Consider the following 18,318-nt stretch of genomic DNA (forward strand, 5'->3'; position numbering starts at 1 on the left):
CGCCGCGCGCGTTCATGCGATGGTGGTGCCGGCGACCCGGTTGCGGCCGGCGCGCTTGGCCGCGTACAGCGCCTGGTCGGCGGCCAGCACCAAGGTCTGCCAGGACGCCTGCGCCCCGGGCGACAGGCAGTAGCCGATGCTCACCGTGCACACCAGCGGCGCCTCCGGCGCGGCATCGATCTGTTGCTGCGCGATGCGCCGCCGCAGGCGCTCGGCGAGATCGCGCACCGACGCCTCGTCGCCCTGCGGAATCAGCACCATGAACTCCTCGCCGCCGATGCGCGCCAGCAGGTCCGGCATGCGGATGTGCTGCGTCAGGGTCTGCGCGATGGCGACCAGCACCTGGTCGCCGACCGCATGGCCGAAGCGGTCGTTGATCGCCTTGAAATGGTCCACGTCGATCATCAGCACCGCGATCGACGCCCGCTTGCGTGCGGCATCGAGGGTCGCCGCCTCGCCGCGCTCCCACATCACCCGGCGGTTGGTGACCCCGGTGAGCGGATCCTGCGAGGCGTGCCGCCGCAGTTCCGCGTTCATTTCGCGGGTCAGCATCCACAGGAAGCCGGGGGTGATGCTGGCGGTCAGCACGATGCGCGAGAGCAGGCCGAAGTTGGTGGTCGGGTCGTAGCTGGTATCGACGTCGGGATGGACGGCCCACCAGACCACCCGCAGCCCGACCATGCCGGCCCACAGGAAATGGAAGACGGCCGTGAAGCGCGCCGGCGTGCGCACGGTACTGTCGGCATGGCGCCACAGCGCCACCGCGGTGGCCAGGGTCAGCATGCCGCGCACCAGGCCGCCGAAGATCACCATGATGCGGTGATCGAGGCCTGTGTAGTGCAGGCTGTAGAGTTCCAGCACGCAGAGCAGCGCGATCGGGACCAGCAATGTCCACTGCAGCAGCGGGCGTCGCAGGTAGGCGTTTACCGCCACCAGCGTCAGTGCGGTGGCCACGTCGAGGGTGACGTTGCCGGCGGGCGCGACCCAGACGTCCATGTAGTGCCAGGCCGGCGCCAGCAGGGTGCCGAAGCCCAGGGTGAAGACGGCGTAGCTCAGCGTCAGCAGCAACAGACTGCGGGCGTGCCGTTCCTTGCGGCCGGTGACGTACAGCGCCAGGAACATCGCCGAGGACACCGCCGCGAGCAATGCGTTGACGATCAGCAAGGTGCCGGCATGGGCCAGATGCGCAATCCATTCCACAGATGTTCCGGGCCGCAGCGGCGATGAGGTGTTGCAGATGCAGCAAAGTATATGCCAGTGCCAGTGTCGGGCAGCCGACGCGGCATGCGTGATCGACGCTGAAAACGATTACGGCCCGCCTTCGGGCCCGGCGCTGCCTGGCCTCACAGCCGGTACTGGCGCATCAGCGGGACACCGATGCGCCGGGTCAGGGCGCCGAGCGCGGCGATCGGCTGGCGTCGCCGCAGCGGCAGGTGGCGCGCATCGACCGCGCTGTACTCGATGACCGGCGTGCCGCCGCGCTGGCGCTTGAAACTGGCCGCGCCGGCGCTCTGGTTGAGGCGCTGGCCATACCGTCGCGCATGGTCGATGCCGCAGGCGGTGAGGGTGCGGTACAGCGCCAGCCGCTGCGGCAGCTGCAGGTCGTAGCCGACGATCGGTGCGGTGACGGTGCCGCCGACGCCGAACAGGCCGGTGATGCAGACCAGTTGCCCGTCGCCATCCCGGAAGCCGTCGAAGCGCAGCAGCCCGGCGCGGTGCCAGGCGCGCAGGAAGCCGGCGTGGTAGGCCGGATTGCAGTGCGAATATTTCTCCAGATACAGCTGCGCATACAGCGCGGCGATGCGCGGATAGTCGGCCTCGCCGATGGCGTCGTTGCCGCAGCGCTGCAGGTCGCGGCGGTCGACCAGTTTGAGGTCGCGGGCCAGGTCGCGATGACGCAACAGTTGCGGCCAGTCCTCGTACAGGTAGACCTGGCGGCTGCCGATCAGGGTGAAGCCTTCGGCCTGCAGCGCGTGCAGCCACTGCGGCGTATCCACCGCGTTGAGCGAGCGGAACCACAGCGCGTGGTCGGGCCAGCGCGCGCGTGCGACATCCAGCAACGCGCGCAAGCCGCTCGGCGGCAGCGGCGGGTACAGGTTGGTGGACAGCAGCCAGTTGTTGAGGGTGACCGCGCGGTCGATCCGTGCCCAGTCCAGCCAGGCGCCGATGCCGCCGCACAGGCCGCGTACCGGCGCGGCCAGCGTGCCCGGCAGCAGCCGTGCGGCCTCCTCGGCAGCGTAGTCGGCGTAGGTGGTGCGCGGCGAGCACACCCAGGCGTTGCCGGGGTGGCGTTCGCCGACCGTCACCGGCAGCGCCAGGTCGCCCGCCTGCAATACCTCGATGCGCGCATGTGCGTTGTCGGCCAGCTGCTGCGCGTCGCCGCCGGCGTGCAGCGCGGCGAAGCGTTGCAGCTGCGCGGCGTAGTCGGCGGCTGCTGCGGCGGCGTCGCCATGGCTCATGGCGGCGGCAGTGCCTCGCCGTCCCACTCGGTATCGCGGGTGGCGGCTTCGCGCACGCTGCAGCGTTGTGCCAGCGCCAGGCGCGCGTGGCTGCCCAGGTCGCACAGCGTGCCGGCCAACGGCCAGCGGTCGCCGCGCGGCGCCAGTACGTCCTCGGCGCGTGCGTAGTCGCGGCGCCACTGCCGCAGCCGACCCTGGCCCAGCGCCGCCGGCAACGCCACGCCCAGCATCAGCATGCCCAGCATCGCCGCGCGGTCGTCGGCCGGGCGCAACGGCGCCGGCGCTGCGCCCGCGTCGCCGCACAGCAAGGCCACCAGCGGATCGGTCGCGGCGAACAGGTGCAGGCCGCTGGTCGCGCGCGGATTGCATTCGATCACGCTGCAGCGCCCTTGCGCGGACACCATCCAGTCGAAGGAAATCTGCCCAGTGAAGCGCAGCGCCTGCACCAGTTGCGCGGTGAAGCGCTCGATCTGCGGATCCGGCGCCGCGTCGAAGTAATAGCTGGAGCTGCGCCGCAGCCGATAGCGCGGGCGGTACACCGCATGCGCCAGCAACATGCCGTCGCGCGCCAGCGCATACGAGCAGCGTTCCTCGCCCTCACAGTAGCGTTGTGCGACCCAGTCGCCCTGCGCGGGCAGCGGCGTGGCATCGGCGGGCCCGCCTTGCGGGTACAGCCGCACATGCACGCCGAAGCGCGAGAATTCCGGTTTCAACACCAGCGGCGTGTCGCCGGCCCACTCGCGCGCCTGCACCAGGTTGCGCACGCGCACGCTGGCGGGCACGTCGACGTCGCTGTCCAGGCCGCGCGCCAGTGCCATGAAGGCGTACTTGCTGTGCAGCGTGCGCAGCGTGTCGAAGTCCTGCAGCGGCAGGTGCAACTGCGTCGGCAGCGCGCCGCGGTAGCGGGCCAGGTAGAACACTTCCTCGCAGGTCGGCACCAGCACGTCGATGCGCTGGCGGGCGAGCACGCCATTGAGATCGGCCAGCCAGGCGCGCGGCGCATCGCGTGCCGGGGCGACGCGGTGATGCGCGGTCACCGCGCGCGACCAGCCGGAGATGCGACTGGCGACGCTGTCGGCCAGGTGCACCCGCCAACCCTGCGCGGCGAAGCGGCGCGCCAGGTCCAGGGCGACCGGCGCGCGTGCGCCGGTGATCAGCACGCCGGGGGCCTCAGCCATGCGGGTGCTCCGCCGGTGCCGGCCGCCATTGCCGACAATGCGAGGGCACCAGGCGCAAGCCCGGCTCGGCCTGGCGCAGCGCATGCAGCCGCGCCAGGGTGTCGCGATAGACGCGATGCTCGCCGAGCAGGTGGGTGACCAGGGCTGGCGGCGGCGTGCCGTCGGCGAGCGCAGCGCTGGACCAGGCCGCGTCGGCGATCAGGAACACCGGGCCGTGCGCGTCCTCGAACCACAGGCCGTAGTGGCCGGGCGCATGTCCGGGCAGCGGCACCAGCAGCACGCTGCCGTCGCCGAACAGGTCGCGTGGCGTGCCGAAGTCGCGCAGTGCGGCGGGCGGCAGCGCCGCGGGCAGCGCCTCGATCCAGTGCATGCGCGGGCGCGCGCCGTGCAGCAGTGCCGGCAGGAAACCTTCGCGCAGCGCGGCCAGCCGGCCGCGGCGCTGCAGATCGTCCCAGGCCTTTTGCGCGCAGGCCAGGCGCGCGTGTGGGAAATCGGCGACGCCGCCGACGTGGTCACCATGGAAATGCGACAGCACGATCCAGCCGATGCGGTCCGCATCCACGCCGTCGCGGGCGAGTTGTTCGCGCAGCGATTGCCCGGGTGCCAATTGCACGGGCGTCAGCCAGCGGTACAGGCGTTCGGGAAAGCGCGCGGTGGCATCGAAGAAATGACGGGCGTAGCCGGTGTCGAACAACAGGTCGCCCTGCTGCGGATGCTGCAGCAGGGCCGCCAGCGCCGGAAACGGACATGGCGCCAGCGGCGCGCCGCGGCGCGTGGCGCGCTCCGGATGCGTGCAATGGCCGGCTTCGTACAGCCGCCACTGCAGCCGGGGCGCACTCATGGCCGCCCCAGCGCGGCCAGCCCGGCCTGGGTCGACAGCACCGGCGCATAGCCGAGTTCGCGGCGGGCGCGGCCGATGTCCAGCGTCTGCGAATAGCCGAGCACGCCGATACCGTAGCGGCTGAGCCGCGGCTCCGGCTGCCCGCGACGGCGTAGCGCGATCTGCTCGCCGAGCGTGGCCAGTGCCAACGCCGGTCCGCGCGGCAGCGGCAACAGGCGCACGCGCAGGCGCAGCACCGCGAACAGTTCGGTCAGCAGGTCGCGCACCGCGATCGGCACGCCGTTGCTGATGTTGTAGGCGCGGCCATCGCCGATGTGCTCAGCGCGCAGCGCCGCCAGCGCCGCGGCCACCGCGTTCTCCACGCAGCACACATCGATCATCGCGCGGCCGCCGTTGACCAGCGGGAACCAGCCGCGCTGCGCCACCGCCAGCAAGCGCGGCACGATCGCGTTGTCGCCATGGCCGAACACCGCGCGCGGGCGCAGCACCACCGCCGGCAGTCCGGCCACGGCGGCGGCGCGCACCTTTTCCTCGGCTTCCCACTTGGTCTGCGGATAGCCGCCGATCCAGCGCGCCGGCGGGGTGAAGTCTTCGGTGATCTGGTATTGATCGGCGAAGCGGAAGTAGATGCTAGGCGAACTGAAGTGCACGAAGCGACGCACGCGCGCGGCGAGCGCGGCGGCGAGCAGGCGTTCGGTGGCGACCACGTTGGCCAGGCGGAAGGTCTCGGCGCTGGCCCAAGGTGCCGACAACGCGGCGCAGTGGATCACCGCATCGCAGCCGCGCAGCAACGGCGCCAGGTCATCGCGACACAGCTCGGCGGGCACGACCTCGATCCGCGGATTGCCGGCGAAGGCCGCCAGCTTGGCGGCGTCGCGACCGCTGGCGCGCACCGCTACGCCGGCATCGGCCAGGGCGCGCACGATGTAGGCGCCGATGAAGCCGGACGCGCCGGTGACCAGGACGCGGGCCATGTCAGTAGCGCAACACCGCGCCACCGAACGCCAGCCCGGCGCCGGAGCCGACCAGGCCGATCAGGTCGCCACGGACGATGCGGCCGCTGGCGATCGCCTGGTGCAGCGCGCCGGGAATCGACGCGGCCATCTGGTTGCCGCGGTGGCCGATCACCTCGATCAGCGCGTCCGGCGTCAGCCCCAGCGCCACGCGCAGGTGGCGCAGCGCCTTGGCGCTGGCCTGGTGCGGCACGATCCGCCGCAGCTGCGCCAGCTCGACCCCGGCCTGCGCCAGCAGCCGCTGCAGGAAACCTGGCAGCTTCGCCGCGGCCAGCCGGTAGGTGGCGCGCCCGTTCATTTCGAACTGCGAGCCGGCGCGCAGCGCGTCGACGCCGTGATCCAGGCGCAGGCGGGTGCCGCCGGCGCGCACGCGGCAGTGGTCGATGCCTTCGGAATAGGTTTCCAGGCGCGCCGCCAGCAATTGCGAACCGCTGGCGCCGTCGTCGGCGCCGAGCACCACCGCGGCGGCACCGTCGCCGAACAGCGGCGCGGTATCCGCATCGTCCGGATTGAGGCCGACGCTGGCGATCTCGCTGGAGACGATCAGCACGCGGCGATGGCGGCCGGCGGCGATCGCGCAGGCGGCCAGGTCGAGCGCGGCGATGAAGCTCAGGCAGGTGGCGTTGATGTCGAAGGCCGGGATGCCGCTACCCTGCAGGCCCAGCCGCGCGTGCAGCAGCGCCGCGCTGCACGGGATCGCCTGTTCCATCAGGCTGCAGGCGCTGATCACGCAATCGACCTCGTGCGCCTGCAACTGCGCCGCGTCCAGCGCCGCGCGCGCGGCGCGTTCGCCCATGAAGGTGGCCGGCTCGTCGGCGCCCGCGTAGTGCCGCGTGGCGACCCCGGTATGCCGCAGGGTCCAGCCGGCGGGCTTGCCCCAGCGCCGGTCGAAGGCCTCCGCCGGCACCTGCTGCGCGGGCAGATACTCGCCCGTGCCGAGGATGCGCAGCGCGATGGGCCTGCTGGTGTGGACGCTCATCCGTAAAGCTCGCACAAGGGGCGCGCAGCGTACTGCCAGCGCCTCGGCGCCGGCAACCGCCCTTAGGAAGATCGCGCCGCTGTCTGCGGCTGGCGACCTCAGACAATCTTCAATCGCGCAGCGACCTGGCGAAATACGTGGGCGCTTCGACAAAGCCTTCGCGCCGATAGAAGGCGTGCGCGCGTTCCCGCCGGCTGTGGCAGTGCACCTCCAGGCGGTCGCAGCCGCGCTGCCGCGCCAGCGCCTCGCCCTCTGCCAGCAAACGCTGTCCCACTCCGGCGCCGCGCGCGCGATTGTCGACGCAGAAATAGCTGATGCGGCAGATGTCGCCGGCCAATGCCAACTGCGGCAGAAAGTGCAGCGACAACACACCCAGGACGTCGTCCCCTGAGGCGGCCAACAGCAAGGCCGCGTCCGGATGTGCCAGGAGCTGCGCCAGGCGCGCCTCGATGAAGTCCTCGGTTCCGGCGTAGTCCAGTGCCGCCATCAGCGTCACGATCGCCTGCCGGTCCGCCATTGCCGCGTTCCTGATGTCCAGGGTGCCGTTCTCGCGCATTTGCAGACAGTAGGAAGTCGCCCGCGTCGGGCGCAACCGCTTTGCCGACCCGACGCAATCTGTGCGGAAATGGGCGGCGCGTTAGCGCCCGCGACGCTGCCCATACCAGAAGCCAAGTCCGTCGCGCGAGCGCAGCAGGCTGCGGCCGCGGCGCAGCAGGCGCAACAGCAGCCCCAGGTGCTCACGCTTGCTGAAGCTGCGCAGCTTGCGGTCGGAGGTGTGCACCGGCTCGCGCAGGATCACGAAGCGTCCCTGCCGCGCCAGTGCGCGGCTCAGCGCCACGTCCTCGCCGGCGTAGTAGCGCTCGTCGAAGCCGCCGGCGGCGACGAAGGCGCTGCGCGTGCAGAACAGGAAGCAGCCGGGGGCGATGCCGGTGCAGCGGAACAGCCAACCGAACAGCGCCTGCGCCAGGCGTTCGTGCCAGGCGATGTCGCCGAGCAGGCGCACCTGCGCGCCGCCGCCGACCGCGCCGGTGCCGAGCGCGCGCAGCGCCGCGGCCAGCAGCGGGGTGTTGACCCGGGTGTCGGCATCGACGAACAGCAGATGGCGGCCGCGGCTGGCGGCGGCGCCGGCATTGCGCACGGCGGCGATGTGCCGCAGTTCCACCTCCAGCACCTGCGCGCCGTGCCGGCGCGCGATCTCGGCGGTGCCGTCGCGGCAGGCATCGGCCACCACCAGCGTCTCGCAGTCCAGCCGCAGCGCCTGGGCGGCGACATGCAGCGAGGCCAGCGTGTCGCCGATCAGGGCGGCTTCGTCGTGCGCGGGGACGATGAAGGAGATCACCCCCGCATCATGCGGGGCCGGGGCGGCGCGGGCAATCGACCCGCGCCGCGGCCGGGGGCGCGGTTCAGCCCTGCAGCGCGCCGCGCGAGGCGGCGGGGTAGCGATGGCCGGCGGCGGCATCGGCGGGGAAGATCGCCTCGATCTGCGCCAGCTCCTCGGCGCTCAGCTTCACCTGCAGCGCGCCCAGGTTCTCTTCCAGGTAGGCCAGGCGCTTGGTGCCCGGGATCGGCACCAGGTCCTCGCCCTGCGCCAGCACCCAGGCCAGCGCCAGTTGCCCCGGGGTCACGCCCTTGGCCTGCGCCAGCTCACGTACCCGCTCCACCAGCTGCAGGTTGCGGTCGAAGTTCTCGCCCTGGAAGCGCGGCGAATGGCGGCGGTAGTCGTCTGCCTCGAAGTCCTCCGGCGAGCGGATCGCCCCGGTCAGGAAGCCGCGGCCCAGCGGCGAGTACGGCACGAAGCCGATGCCCAGCTCGCGCACCGTCTCCAGCACGCCGTCGTGTTCCGGATCGCGCGACCACAGCGAGTACTCGCTCTGCAGCGCGGTGATCGGATGCACCGCGTGCGCGCGGCGGATGGTGGCCGCGGCGGCTTCGGACAGGCCGAGGAAGCGCACCTTGCCCTGTTCCACCAGCCGCGCCATCGCCCCGACCGTGTCCTCGATCGGCACGTTCGGATCCACCCGATGCTGGTAGTACAGGTCGATGTGGTCCACGCCGAGCCGGCGCAGGCTGGCCTCGCAGGCCGACTGCACGTATTCCGGGCGGCCGTCGATGCCGCGTGCGGCCGGGTCGTTGGGGTCGAGCTTGATGCCGAACTTGGTCGCCAGCACGACTTGGTCGCGGCGCCCGGCCAGCGCCTTGCCCACCAGCACTTCGTTGGTGTGGGGGCCGTACATGTCGGCGGTGTCGATGAGGCTGACGCCGTGCTCGATCGCGGCATGGATGACCGCGATCGCGGCGGCGTCGTCGCTGCGGCCGCCGTAGAACGCGCTCATGCCCATGCAGCCGAGGCCGAGGGCGGAGACGCGGGGGCCGTTGCGGCCGAGGGTGCGGGTTTGCATGGAGGATGCTCCTGAGGGGGAGGGGAGGGAAAGCGTGGCCGCCGGGCGGTTCGCTCAGGGTGAGGACGTGCCCAGCGCGTCGCGGGCGACGGCCAGGGCATTGAGCGCGGTGGGGAGGCCGACGTAGGCGTACAACTGGTCGAGCACGGCGAAGATCTCCGCACGGCTGGCGCCTGCCGCCTGCGCGGCGCGCAAATGCAGGCGCAACTGCGGTGCGGCGTGGCCGAGGCTGGCCAGCACCGCCACCGTGACCAGTTCGCGGGTCTTCAGGTCCAGCGCGCTGTCGGCGCGGTAGATCTCGGCGAAGGCGATGGCGGCGCCGCGGCCGCTCAGCGCGGTGTCCGCGTCGTCGGCCAGGGCGCGGATCGCCGCGCCCTGCTGCGGGCCCATCAGCGCGGCGATCTGCGCGATGCCGGCCGCTTCGGCCTCGGCCAGGGTCATGTTGCTCGGCAACGCGTTCGCGATGGATGCCATGGAATGGTGCTCGTGTGCGAAGGGGCAGGACGCCGCGCTCAGCGCGGCTGGATGCGGGTGCCGCCGCTCAGCAGCGCCTGCGGGTTGGGCGAGGCCAGGAAGTCGTGCGGGAAGCCCAGTTCGATCGCGCTGGCGGCATCCAGCCGCTGCAGCGCCTCGGCATCCAGGTGCAGGGTGAGTGCGCCCAGGTTGTCCTGCAATTGCGCCACGCTGCGCGCGCCGACGATCGGCATCGCCCCGCGCGCCAGCAGCCAGGCCAGCGCCACCTGCGCCGGCGAGCGCTGCAGCTCGGCGGCCAGCGCCACCACAGCCTCGGCCACTGCCAGCGCGTGTTCGTTGAAGGTGCGTTGCGAATGCGCGACCTCGGCGCGGCCCACGCCATCGACCTGCGCGCCACCGGAGGCGGCCGAGCGCACCCGCGCCAGATCGGCGGCGCCGTACTTGCCGGTGAGCACGCCCATCGCCAGCGGCGACCAGGCCAGCACCGACATGCCCAGCACCTCGGCCATCGGCACCAGCTCGCGCTCGACCGTGCGCTGCGCCAGCGAGTACTCGATCTGCAGGGCGACGAACGGCGTCCAGCCGCGCAGGTCGGCCAGGGTCTGCATGCGCGCCACCTGCCAGGCGGGGGTGTCGGAGATGCCGGCGTAGAGGATCTTGCCGGCGCGCACCAGGTCGTCGAAGCCGCGCATGACCTCGTCGATGCCGGTGGTGCCGTCCCAGGCGTGCAGATACAGCAGGTCCAGGTAATCGGTGCCCAGCCGCGCCAGGCTGGCGTCGACCGAGCGCAGCAGCGCCTTGCGGTGGTTGCCGCCGCCGTTGGGGTCGCCGGGGAAGGGATTGAGCGCGAACTTGCTGGCGATCACCAGGCGGTCGCGGCGGCCGGCGACGAATCGGCCGAGCAGGGTCTCGGCGCTGCCGTTGGTGTAGATGTTGGCGGTATCGAGGAAGTTGCCGCCGGCATCCACGTACAGGTCGAACAGGCGGCGCGCCTCGGCTTCGTCCGCGCCCCAGCCCCAGTCGGCGCCGAAGGTCATGGTGCCCAGGCACAGCGGGCTGACGCGCAGGCCGGAACGGCCGAGCAGGCGGTAGTGATCGAGGGCCATCGCGGCGGTCTCCGGAGTGAGGGTGCGGGCACTGTAGGCGCCATGTCGCAACGGATAAATCCAGGTAATCCGCATGTGCTTTGAAGCTGTGCTAAACAATGGCTGGTTCGCCCGCCGCGTTCGTCCTTCCACTGCCGCCCGTTCGCCATGCACCGTCCACCGCCGCTGTCCGCCGTCGTCGCCTTCGTCCGCGTCGCCCACCATGGCAGCTTCACCCGCGCTGCCGCCGAGCTGGGCGTCTCGCCCTCGGCGCTGTCGCAGACATTGCGCGCGCTGGAGGCGCAGCTGGGCGCACGCCTGCTCAACCGCACCACCCGCCGGGTCGGCCTGAGCGAGCATGGCGAGCGCTTCCTGCAGCGGGTGGCGCCGGGCCTGGCGCAGATCGATGCGGCCTTCGCCGACCTGGATTTCCTGCGCGACCGCCCGGCCGGCACGCTGCGCATCAACCTGCCGCTGGTGGCCGCCGAGCAACTGGTGTGCCCGCAGCTGCCGGCGTTCCTGGCGCGCTATCCGGAGGTCAGCGTGGAGCTGTATTCGGATCGGACCCTGGCCGACATCGTCGCCGGCGGCTTCGACGCCGGCATCCGCCTGGGCGAGAGCCTGGCGCGCGACATGATCGCGGTGCCGCTGGGACCGCCGCAGCGGCAGACGGTGGTGGCTGCGCCGGCGTATTTCGCTGCGCACGGCGTACCGCGCACGCCGGCCGAACTGGCCGCGCACGACTGCATCCGCTGGCGCCGCACCGATGGCCGCCTGCAGGCCTGGGAGTTCACCCGCGACGGCCATGATTTCCTGGTCGAAGTCAGCGGGCGGCTGGTGGTCAACGACACCGCGGTCGGCCTGGATGCCGCGCGCCGCGGTCTGGGTCTGGGCCAGGCGTTCGAGTGGCAGGTGGCTGCCGACGTCGCCGTCGGCCGCCTGCAGCAGGTGCTGGACGACTGGCACGCGCCGTTCGCCGGCTGGCACATCTACTACCCGGCGCGCGAACACCTGCCGCCGAAGCTGCGGGTGTTCATCGATCATCTGCGTGCGGCGCATCCAGTGGGTGGCACGGTGTAGCGCGATGGCGCTGGCCGAGGGCCGGTGCATGGCGAGACCAGAATGCAGAGAACACGCGGCAGCGCCGCAGCGCGAGGGCATTGTTGCCTCGAGGAAGCGCCCGACCGGCAAAGGCCGGGCGCCGAAGGGGCATCGCCTCGCCCGGAGACCGCTGCGATCGCGATGCAGGGTGCCGCCCTTTGCGGGCGGCACCGTCGGACTCAGCCCTTGAGCTTGGCCGCGAACTCGGCCACACGCTTGCCGAGCAGGCGCGCGGTCTCCAGGTCGCCGCTGCGCGGCGCCTCGTCCGGCGAGGCGTCGGACGGCGAGATCGCCAGCGCGCCGCCGGAGCCGGCGGTCCAGTTCACGTCGTTCGGGCCGTGCGCCTTGGTGTTGGACGGCAGCAGGCCGGTGCCGACCCAGATCTGGCCGTGCTGCTGGGCCAGGGTCCAGAAGTATTCGATGGTGGCGAACTTGTCGCCGTTGACCGAGGCCGAGTTGGTGAAGCCGGCGGCGATCTTGTCCTTCCAGGCCTGCGCGAACCACGGCTTGGAGCTGGCGTCGGCGAACTTCTTGAACTGCCAGGCCGGGCCGCCCATGTAGGTCGGGCTGCCGTAGACGATGGCGTCGGCCTGGCCGATGGCCTCCCAGGCGCCGTCGGGCAGGTTGCCGTCCTGGTCGATGCGGTACAGCGTGGCCTCGCCGACGCTGGCGGCGCCGGCGTGCACGGCCTCGGCCTGCTTGACGGTGTGGCCGTAGCCGCTGAAGTAGACGATCGCGATCTTGCTCATACGCGGACTCCTGAAGGTGAGGGGAAAAGCGCGGGCATTGTGCGCATGCGCGGCCGCCGCGATCAGCGCCATCGGCGGGATGTTGTGTCCGGTCCGCGCGCCGCGGTTCAGCTCTCGGCCGGGGAGCGCATCGTGCGGTCGATGCCCACTTCGACCAGGTAGTCGATGAAGCTGCGCACCTTCGGCGCCAGGTGGCTGCGGCTGGCGTACACCGCGTAGACGCCGATCGGCCCGATCTCATGGTCGGGCAGCACCCGCACCAGGCGGCCGTCCTCCAGCGCCGCTTCGGCCATGAAGTCCGGTTGCACGGTGACGCCCATGCCGGCGATGGCCGCCTCGCGCAGCACGTCGCCGCAATTGGCGCGCAGGGTGCCGGCCACCCGCACCTGGGTCGCGCCGTCGGGGCCGTGCAGGGTCAGGTCGTCCTGCACGTAGCTGTAACTGAGGAAGGCGTGGCCGGCGAGGTCGGCGGCCAGCTGCGGGGTGCCGGCACGCGCCAGGTAGTCCGGCGACGCGCACAGGAACGCCTGCACTTCGCCGAGCTTGCGCGCGATCAAGGTGGGCGCCACCTGGCGGGTGATGCGGATCGCCAGGTCGTAGCCTTCCTCGACGATGTCCACCAGGCGGTCGGACAGCGACAGATCGAGGGCGACCTGCGGATAGCGCGCGCTGTAGCCGGCCAGGCGCGGGCCCAGCCGGGCGACGCTGAAACTGAACGGTGCGTTGATCCGCAGCGTGCCGGAGGGCGTCAGCGCCTGCTCGCCGACCGCCGCCTCCATGTCGTCGAACTCGGCCAGCAGCAACTGGCAGCGCTGGTAATACGCCGCGCCGACACTGCTCGGGCTGACCCGGCGGGTGGTGCGGTTGAGCAGGCGCGAGCCCAGGCGCTGTTCCAGCCACGCCACCTGGCGGGTGACGCTGGCGGTGGAAATGCCCAGCGCGTCGGCAGCGGCGTTGAAGCCGTTGCGGTCGACGACGGCGACAAAGACCCGCATCGCCTCCAGCGTGTCCATTGTTTCGGTTCCTGAAATGGATCGTCGGCGGCAGGGTAATTTATTCCCGCAGATGGCGGAAATACCCTGGTCGCCTGCACGAACGCCCGGCGCTGGCCGCGCGCGCCACCGTGCCGCCCCCCACTGTGGAGACCTGCCATGGCGCGTTTGCCTTCCCTGTACATCTCGCACGGTTCGCCGATGACCGCGCTGCAGCCCGGCCTGGTCGGCACGCGGCTGGCCGAACTGGCGGCGACGCTGCCGCGGCCGCGCGCCATCGTGCTGGCCTCGGCGCACTGGCTGGGCCGGCGGCCGCTGGTCGGCGCCGCGGCGCAGCCGCAGACCATCCACGACTTCGGCGGCTTCCCGCAGGCGCTGTACGCGATGCAGTACCCGGCGCCGGGCGCGCCGGCCGTGGCCCAGCAGGTCGCCGAGCTGCTGGCGCAGGCCGGGCTGGCGCCGGTGCTGGACGAGCGTCGCGGGCTGGACCACGGCGTGTGGGTGCCGCTGTCGCTGCTGTACCCGCAGGCCGACATCCCGGTGGTGCCGCTGTCGATCCAGCCGGAACTCGGGCCGGAGCACCACCTGGCGCTGGGCCGCGCACTGGCGCCACTGCGCGAGGACGGCGTGCTGGTGATCGGCTCGGGCAGCATCACCCACAACCTGCACGACTTCGGCCGCTACGCCGAGGGCAAGGAAGTGCCCTACGTGCGTCCGTTCATCGAATGGACCGAGCAGGCGTTGCGCCGCGACGACGTGCCGGCGATGCTCGACTACCGCCGGCAGGCGCCGTTCGCCGAGCGCGCGCATCCCACCGACGAGCACTGGCTGCCGATCTATGTGGCGATGGGTGCGGCCGGCGCGGACGGGCTGGGCGCGCAGCGCATCGATGCGGGGATCGACGCCGGCCTGCTGGCGATGGACATCTACCGCTTCGACGGCGCCGCGGCGCGCGTGGCGACCTGAACGCCAGGAGATCGACCTGAGCGATTCATCGCGGTGAAGGCCGCAGCGCATCCGCGTCTCACCGTTTGAGACGCGGACCCGGCATCGTCGGCCGGTGAATACCCTCGAAAAACTCGCCGTGCTCGCCGACGCGGCCAAGTACGACGCGTCCTGCGCCTCCAGCGGCGCCGACAAGCGCCATTCGCTGCGCAGCGGCGGCATCGGCAGCACCGAGGGCATGGGCATCTGCCATTCGTACACGCCCGACGGGCGCTGCGTGTCGCTGCTGAAGATCCTGCTGACCAACTTCTGCGTCTTCGACTGCGCGTACTGCGTCAACCGCGTGTCCAGCAACGTGCGCCGCGCGCGCTTCACCCCGGCCGAAGTGGTCAAGCTGACCCTGGATTTCTACAAGCGCAACTACATCGAAGGCCTGTTCCTCTCCAGCGGCATCATCCGCAACAGCGACTACACCATGGAGCAACTGGTGGAAGTGGCGCGGCAGCTGCGCGAGGAGCACCGCTTCGCCGGCTACATCCATCTCAAGACCATTCCCGACGCGGCGCCGGAGCTGCTGGCCGCCGCCGGCCGCTACGCCGACCGGCTCAGCATCAACGTGGAATTGCCGACCGAGCGCGGCCTGGCGCAACTGGCGCCGGAGAAGAACGTCGGCGGCATCCGTGCGGCGATGGGCGAATTGCGCTGGCGCATCGAGGAGAGCAAGGAGGCGCGCAAGGCCGAAACCCGCGTCCGCGCCAAGCCGCCGCGCTTCGCCCCGGCAGGGCAGAGCACGCAGATGATCGTCGGCGCCGATGGCGCGGACGATCGCGCGATCCTGCACACCAGCCACAATCTCTACGGCAACTATCGCCTGCGCCGGGTCTACTACTCCGCGTTCAGCCCGATTCCCGACGCCTCCAGCAAGCTGCCGCTGCAGGCGCCGCCGTTGCAGCGCGAGCACCGCCTGTACCAGGCCGACTGGCTGCTGCGGTTCTACGACTTCTCGGTGGAGGAGATTGCCCCGCACACCACCAGCGGCATGCTCGATCTGGACGTGGACCCCAAGCTGGCCTGGGCGCTGCGCAACCCGGAGCGATTCCCGGTGGATCTCAATACCGCCGCGCGCGAACTGTTGTTGCGCGTGCCGGGGCTGGGCACCCGCAACGTCGAGCGCTTGCTGCTGGCGCGACGGCATGCGCGGTTGCGGGTCGAGGATCTGGCGCGGCTGCGGGTGCCGCTGAAGAAGTTGCTGCCGTTCGTCAGTGTGCTGGACCACCATCCGCGGCAGCGGCTGGACGATCCGCAGCGGCTGCGTGCGCAACTGGCGCCGGCACCGCGGCAGGGGGGCTTGTTTGATTGACGCGGTGGGGTGGGGTGTTGCCATGCTTGCTGCAACGGCAACGGCAACGGCAACGGCAACGGCAACGGCAACGGCAACAGCAAAGGCTTTCGCGCCTACGGGCGCGAGTGACTTTTGTCTTGGCAAAAGTCACCAAAACCGCTCCCGCCTGACACGAGCCGGTGCGATACGGCCGCACCGGTCCCCTGCGCTCCTCGCGGCGAGCGGCACGGCGCCCAAACTCGCTTCGCTCAAACAAGGGCGCCTCTTCGGCCGCTCGCCACTCCGGTGCTCGGCTCGCTTTAAGGCGGGAAGTTTTAAAAGCAACATCACGAGCAACAGCAACAGCAACAGCAACATCTGCACGCGCGGCGATGGTTGCGGATGCTGTGTTGGCGGTTGTGTTGCTGTGTTCTGCATTCGTTTCGGTGAGCTGATGCGTGGAGCGGTGCATGTTCCAGGCTGAGGTGGCGCCGCCGTGGAGCCTGGAGGCGTGGCGGGCGGTGGCGCGGGCGGCGTGGTGCGCGCAGGTGGCGCCGGAGACGCTGGCCTGGGACGGCGATGCGCAGGGTGGGCTGCTGGTCGGGACCGACGTCGCGATGTTGCCGGCGCAGGTGCCGCCGCCGCGGGTATCGGCCGAGTTCCTGGCGCTGGCCGGTGCGGTGCTGTGCCATCGCGATCCGCAGCGGCACGCGCTGCTGTACCGCCTCCTGTGGCGCATCGCCGGCGGCGAGCGCGCGCTGCTGCAGCGGGTCACCGATGCCGACGTGCACCGCGCCCAGCAATGGGCGCAGGCGGTGCGCCGCGACAGCCACAAGATGAAGGCGTTCGTGCGCTTCCGCGAGGTGCCGGGCGAGCAGGAGGCCTACATCGCCTGGTTCGAGCCGGAACATCACATCGTCGATCGGGTGGCGCCGTTCTTCGCGCGGCGCTTCGCCGGGATGCGCTGGGCGATCCTTACTCCGTACCGCAGCGTGCGCTGGGACGGCGAGACGCTGCAGTTCGGCGCCGGTGCGCAGCGGGCCGATGCGCCGGCCGACGATGCGCAGGACACGCTGTGGCGCACCTACTACGCCAACATCTTCAACCCGGCGCGGCTCAATCCGACGATGATGCGCCAGGAGATGCCGCAGAAATACTGGAAGCACCTGCCGGAAGCGCAACTGCTGCCCACGCTGATCCGCGACGCCGGGCAGCGCGTGCGCGAGATGGCCGAGCGCGCGCCCGAGCCGGTGCGGCGGCGCATTCCCGCGCCGGCACCGGCGCCGGTGGTGGCCGCCGACGACAGCCTCGACGCGCTGCGCGCGGCGGCGCGCGACTGCCGCCGCTGTCCGCTGTGGCAGCCGGCCACCCAGACCGTGTTCGGCGAAGGTCCGCAGGATGCCGCGGTGATGGTGGTGGGCGAGCAGCCCGGCGACGAGGAGGACCTGAGCGGGCGTCCCTTCGTCGGCCCGGCCGGGCGCTTGTTCGATCGCGCGCTGCAGGAACTGGGCGTCGAACGTGCAAGTCTGTACGTGACCAACGCGGTCAAGCATTTCCGTTTCGAGCAGCGCGGCAAGGCGCGGCTGCATCGCAATCCCGAGCGAACCCATGTCGAGGCCTGCCGGATGTGGCTGGCCGGCGAACTGGCGCGGGTGCGTCCGCGCATCGTGCTGTGCCTGGGCGAGACCGCGGCGCGCGCGGTGCTGGGGAGCGGCTTCAAACTGATGGCCCAGCGCGGGCAATGGCAGGCGCTGGACGACGGCACCCGCGCCCTGGCCACCGTGCATCCGTCGTGGGTGCTGCGCCAGCGCGGCGGCGAGGCGGGCGAGGCCGCCTACCAAGGCTTCGTGGATGACTTGCGTGTGCTGGCAGCGCAGGTGCCGATGCCGCACGCAGGCGGTGCTGGCGACTGACGCTTCGTGCGCGTGGTCCGGTGGTTGTCGGCGTGGCGCGCGATCGCCGTTGGCTGCATGGACGCGCAAAACGGGGACGGCCGTAGCCGCCCCCGCGATGCCAATGCACCCCCCGACGCGTGCTTACGGCATCAAAACCTTGTCCACCACATGGATCACGCCGTTGCTCTGCATCACGTCGGCGGTGGTGACGTGCGCGGTATTGCCCTTGCTGTCAGTGAGGGTGACCTTGCCGCCGCGGGCCTTGGCGATCAGCGTTTCGCCCTGCACGGTGGTCAGCTTGGCACTGCCGCCGCCGGCCTTGATCTGCGCCAGCAGTGCCGCCGCATCGAGCTTGCCGGGGACCACGTGGTAGGTCAGCACCTGGGTCAGCTTTTCCTTGTTCTCCGGCTTGAGCAGCGTGTCGACCGTGCCGGCCGGCAACGCGGCGAAGGCGGCATTGGTCGGCGCGAAAACGGTGAACGGGCCGGCGCCCTTCAGCGTGTCCACCAGGCCGGCGGCCTTGACCGCGGCGACCAGGGTGGTGTGATCCTTGGAGTTGACCGCGTTGTCGATGATGTCCTTGGTGGCGTACATCGGCGCGCCGCCGACCATCGGATTCGGCTTGGCTTCGCTCATCGCGGCGTGGTCGTGCATCGCGGCCTGGCTGGGGGCGGCCATGGCGGGCAGGGAGACGAGGCCGGCGAGGGCCAGGGACAGCAAGTGGATCTTCATGGGCTTACTCCTTGAAAGGGATGCGCGGCCAGTCGGCCGTGCACCTGTCTTTACGCAGCCTGCGCCGCCGCGGTTGCATCACGCCGTCCAGATAATGCTGAACAGAGGAGTTGGCGGGTACCGCCGCTCGCATCCAGGGCGGTTCAGGCGAGTGC

General features: G+C 71.2%; 18 protein-coding genes. 4 read left to right on the top strand and 14 right to left on the bottom strand.

The annotated features are described in order from the left end of the window. Positions 1–12: 12 nt before the first annotated feature. The 11 genes from SLW56_RS18785 to SLW56_RS18835 form a co-directional block, all read right to left on the bottom strand. Positions 13–1,200 (bottom strand): GGDEF domain-containing protein, encoded by a 1,188-nt coding sequence (locus SLW56_RS18785; RefSeq protein ID WP_320695303.1) that lies wholly within the window; start codon positions 1,198–1,200, stop codon positions 13–15. Between the two features lie 143 nt (positions 1,201–1,343). Continuing rightward, positions 1,344–2,459 (bottom strand): hypothetical protein, encoded by a 1,116-nt coding sequence (locus tag SLW56_RS18790; RefSeq protein ID WP_320695304.1) that lies wholly within the window; start codon positions 2,457–2,459, stop codon positions 1,344–1,346. After that, a complete protein-coding gene (locus SLW56_RS18795; RefSeq protein WP_320695305.1) occupies positions 2,456–3,637 on the bottom strand; it encodes an ATP-grasp domain-containing protein in 1,182 nt (393 codons plus the stop codon). Before SLW56_RS18795 ends, SLW56_RS18790 begins: the two co-directional genes overlap by 4 nt. Next, a complete protein-coding gene (locus SLW56_RS18800) occupies positions 3,630–4,478 on the bottom strand; it encodes an MBL fold metallo-hydrolase (RefSeq protein ID WP_295927474.1) in 849 nt (282 codons plus the stop codon). The genes SLW56_RS18795 and SLW56_RS18800 overlap by 8 nt, the downstream gene beginning before the upstream one ends. Then, a complete protein-coding gene (locus SLW56_RS18805; protein WP_295920631.1) occupies positions 4,475–5,452 on the bottom strand; it encodes an NAD-dependent epimerase/dehydratase family protein in 978 nt (325 codons plus the stop codon). The genes SLW56_RS18800 and SLW56_RS18805 overlap by 4 nt, the downstream gene beginning before the upstream one ends. A gap of 1 nt (position 5,453) precedes the next feature. After that, positions 5,454–6,470 (bottom strand): 3-oxoacyl-[acyl-carrier-protein] synthase III C-terminal domain-containing protein, encoded by a 1,017-nt coding sequence (locus SLW56_RS18810; RefSeq protein ID WP_284467846.1) that lies wholly within the window; start codon positions 6,468–6,470, stop codon positions 5,454–5,456. Positions 6,471–6,579: 109 nt separating this feature from the next. After that, positions 6,580–7,026: a GNAT family N-acetyltransferase gene (locus SLW56_RS18815; protein WP_267124703.1), complete on the bottom strand. Its 447-nt coding sequence runs from the start codon at positions 7,024–7,026 to the stop codon at positions 6,580–6,582. 81 nt (positions 7,027–7,107) lie between these two features. Continuing rightward, complete coding sequence (locus tag SLW56_RS18820; protein ID WP_017909600.1) at positions 7,108–7,809, bottom strand: glycosyltransferase; 702 nt, start codon at positions 7,807–7,809, stop codon at positions 7,108–7,110. Positions 7,810–7,873: 64 nt separating this feature from the next. Beyond that, on the bottom strand, positions 7,874–8,869 hold the full coding sequence (locus SLW56_RS18825) for an aldo/keto reductase (RefSeq protein WP_295942980.1): 996 nt from the start codon (positions 8,867–8,869) through the stop codon (positions 7,874–7,876). A gap of 54 nt (positions 8,870–8,923) precedes the next feature. Next, complete coding sequence (locus SLW56_RS18830) at positions 8,924–9,343, bottom strand: carboxymuconolactone decarboxylase family protein (RefSeq protein WP_267124321.1); 420 nt, start codon at positions 9,341–9,343, stop codon at positions 8,924–8,926. Between the two features lie 38 nt (positions 9,344–9,381). Beyond that, positions 9,382–10,449: an aldo/keto reductase gene (locus SLW56_RS18835; protein ID WP_320695306.1), complete on the bottom strand. Its 1,068-nt coding sequence runs from the start codon at positions 10,447–10,449 to the stop codon at positions 9,382–9,384. Between the two features lie 147 nt (positions 10,450–10,596). On the opposite strand from SLW56_RS18835, the gene SLW56_RS18840 reads away from it, so the two are divergent. Continuing rightward, positions 10,597–11,508 carry a LysR family transcriptional regulator gene (locus tag SLW56_RS18840; protein ID WP_267124319.1) on the top strand — a complete coding sequence of 304 codons (912 nt, stop codon included), beginning with the start codon at positions 10,597–10,599 and terminating at the stop codon, positions 11,506–11,508. A gap of 200 nt (positions 11,509–11,708) precedes the next feature. On the opposite strand, the gene SLW56_RS18845 is transcribed toward SLW56_RS18840, so the two are convergent. Continuing rightward, positions 11,709–12,278 (bottom strand): flavodoxin family protein, encoded by a 570-nt coding sequence (locus SLW56_RS18845; RefSeq protein ID WP_010343649.1) that lies wholly within the window; start codon positions 12,276–12,278, stop codon positions 11,709–11,711. 107 nt (positions 12,279–12,385) lie between these two features. Further along, the gene (locus tag SLW56_RS18850) at positions 12,386–13,291 is read right to left on the bottom strand and encodes a LysR family transcriptional regulator (RefSeq protein WP_017909607.1); all 906 of its coding nucleotides are present in this window, start codon (positions 13,289–13,291) and stop codon (positions 12,386–12,388) included. Positions 13,292–13,429: 138 nt separating this feature from the next. Between SLW56_RS18850 and SLW56_RS18855 the strand changes: the two genes are divergently transcribed. The 3 genes from SLW56_RS18855 (at position 13,430) to SLW56_RS18865 (ending at position 17,449) form a co-directional block, all read left to right on the top strand. Further along, positions 13,430–14,236 (top strand): class III extradiol ring-cleavage dioxygenase, encoded by an 807-nt coding sequence (locus tag SLW56_RS18855; RefSeq protein WP_043093431.1) that lies wholly within the window; start codon positions 13,430–13,432, stop codon positions 14,234–14,236. Positions 14,237–14,330: 94 nt separating this feature from the next. Further along, the gene (locus SLW56_RS18860; protein WP_320695307.1) at positions 14,331–15,575 is read left to right on the top strand and encodes a putative DNA modification/repair radical SAM protein; all 1,245 of its coding nucleotides are present in this window, start codon (positions 14,331–14,333) and stop codon (positions 15,573–15,575) included. Positions 15,576–16,006: 431 nt separating this feature from the next. Continuing rightward, complete coding sequence (locus SLW56_RS18865) at positions 16,007–17,449, top strand: UdgX family uracil-DNA binding protein (protein ID WP_320695308.1); 1,443 nt, start codon at positions 16,007–16,009, stop codon at positions 17,447–17,449. A 123-nt stretch (positions 17,450–17,572) separates the two neighbouring features. Here the strand turns inward: SLW56_RS18865 and SLW56_RS18870 are convergent, their stop codons facing one another. Further along, the gene (locus SLW56_RS18870) at positions 17,573–18,163 is read right to left on the bottom strand and encodes a fasciclin domain-containing protein (RefSeq protein WP_017914789.1); all 591 of its coding nucleotides are present in this window, start codon (positions 18,161–18,163) and stop codon (positions 17,573–17,575) included. Positions 18,164–18,318: the final 155 nt, after the last annotated feature.

The sequence above is a fragment of the Xanthomonas sp. LF07-6 genome, assembly GCF_034105445.1.
Classification (GTDB): domain Bacteria; phylum Pseudomonadota; class Gammaproteobacteria; order Xanthomonadales; family Xanthomonadaceae; genus Xanthomonas_A; species Xanthomonas_A sontii.

Excerpts from the sequence above, each read along its gene's own strand:
- SLW56_RS18795 (WP_320695305.1), bottom strand. The coding sequence starts at position 3,637 with ATGGCTGAGGCCCCCGGCGTGCTGATCACCGGCGCACGCGCGCCGGTC.
- SLW56_RS18855 (WP_043093431.1), top strand. The coding sequence starts at position 13,430 with ATGGCGCGTTTGCCTTCCCTGTACATCTCGCACGGTTCGCCGATGACC.
- SLW56_RS18805 (WP_295920631.1), bottom strand. The coding sequence starts at position 5,452 with ATGGCCCGCGTCCTGGTCACCGGCGCGTCCGGCTTCATCGGCGCCTAC.
- SLW56_RS18790 (WP_320695304.1), bottom strand. The coding sequence starts at position 2,459 with ATGAGCCATGGCGACGCCGCCGCAGCAGCCGCCGACTACGCCGCGCAG.
- SLW56_RS18830 (WP_267124321.1), bottom strand. The coding sequence starts at position 9,343 with ATGGCATCCATCGCGAACGCGTTGCCGAGCAACATGACCCTGGCCGAG.
- SLW56_RS18800 (WP_295927474.1), bottom strand. The coding sequence starts at position 4,478 with ATGAGTGCGCCCCGGCTGCAGTGGCGGCTGTACGAAGCCGGCCATTGC.
- SLW56_RS18850 (WP_017909607.1), bottom strand. The coding sequence starts at position 13,291 with ATGGACACGCTGGAGGCGATGCGGGTCTTTGTCGCCGTCGTCGACCGC.
- SLW56_RS18840 (WP_267124319.1), top strand. The coding sequence starts at position 10,597 with ATGCACCGTCCACCGCCGCTGTCCGCCGTCGTCGCCTTCGTCCGCGTC.
- SLW56_RS18865 (WP_320695308.1), top strand. The coding sequence starts at position 16,007 with ATGTTCCAGGCTGAGGTGGCGCCGCCGTGGAGCCTGGAGGCGTGGCGG.
- SLW56_RS18825 (WP_295942980.1), bottom strand. The coding sequence starts at position 8,869 with ATGCAAACCCGCACCCTCGGCCGCAACGGCCCCCGCGTCTCCGCCCTC.
- SLW56_RS18845 (WP_010343649.1), bottom strand. The coding sequence starts at position 12,278 with ATGAGCAAGATCGCGATCGTCTACTTCAGCGGCTACGGCCACACCGTC.
- SLW56_RS18870 (WP_017914789.1), bottom strand. The coding sequence starts at position 18,163 with ATGAAGATCCACTTGCTGTCCCTGGCCCTCGCCGGCCTCGTCTCCCTG.
- SLW56_RS18815 (WP_267124703.1), bottom strand. The coding sequence starts at position 7,026 with ATGCGCGAGAACGGCACCCTGGACATCAGGAACGCGGCAATGGCGGAC.
- SLW56_RS18835 (WP_320695306.1), bottom strand. The coding sequence starts at position 10,449 with ATGGCCCTCGATCACTACCGCCTGCTCGGCCGTTCCGGCCTGCGCGTC.
- SLW56_RS18810 (WP_284467846.1), bottom strand. The coding sequence starts at position 6,470 with ATGAGCGTCCACACCAGCAGGCCCATCGCGCTGCGCATCCTCGGCACG.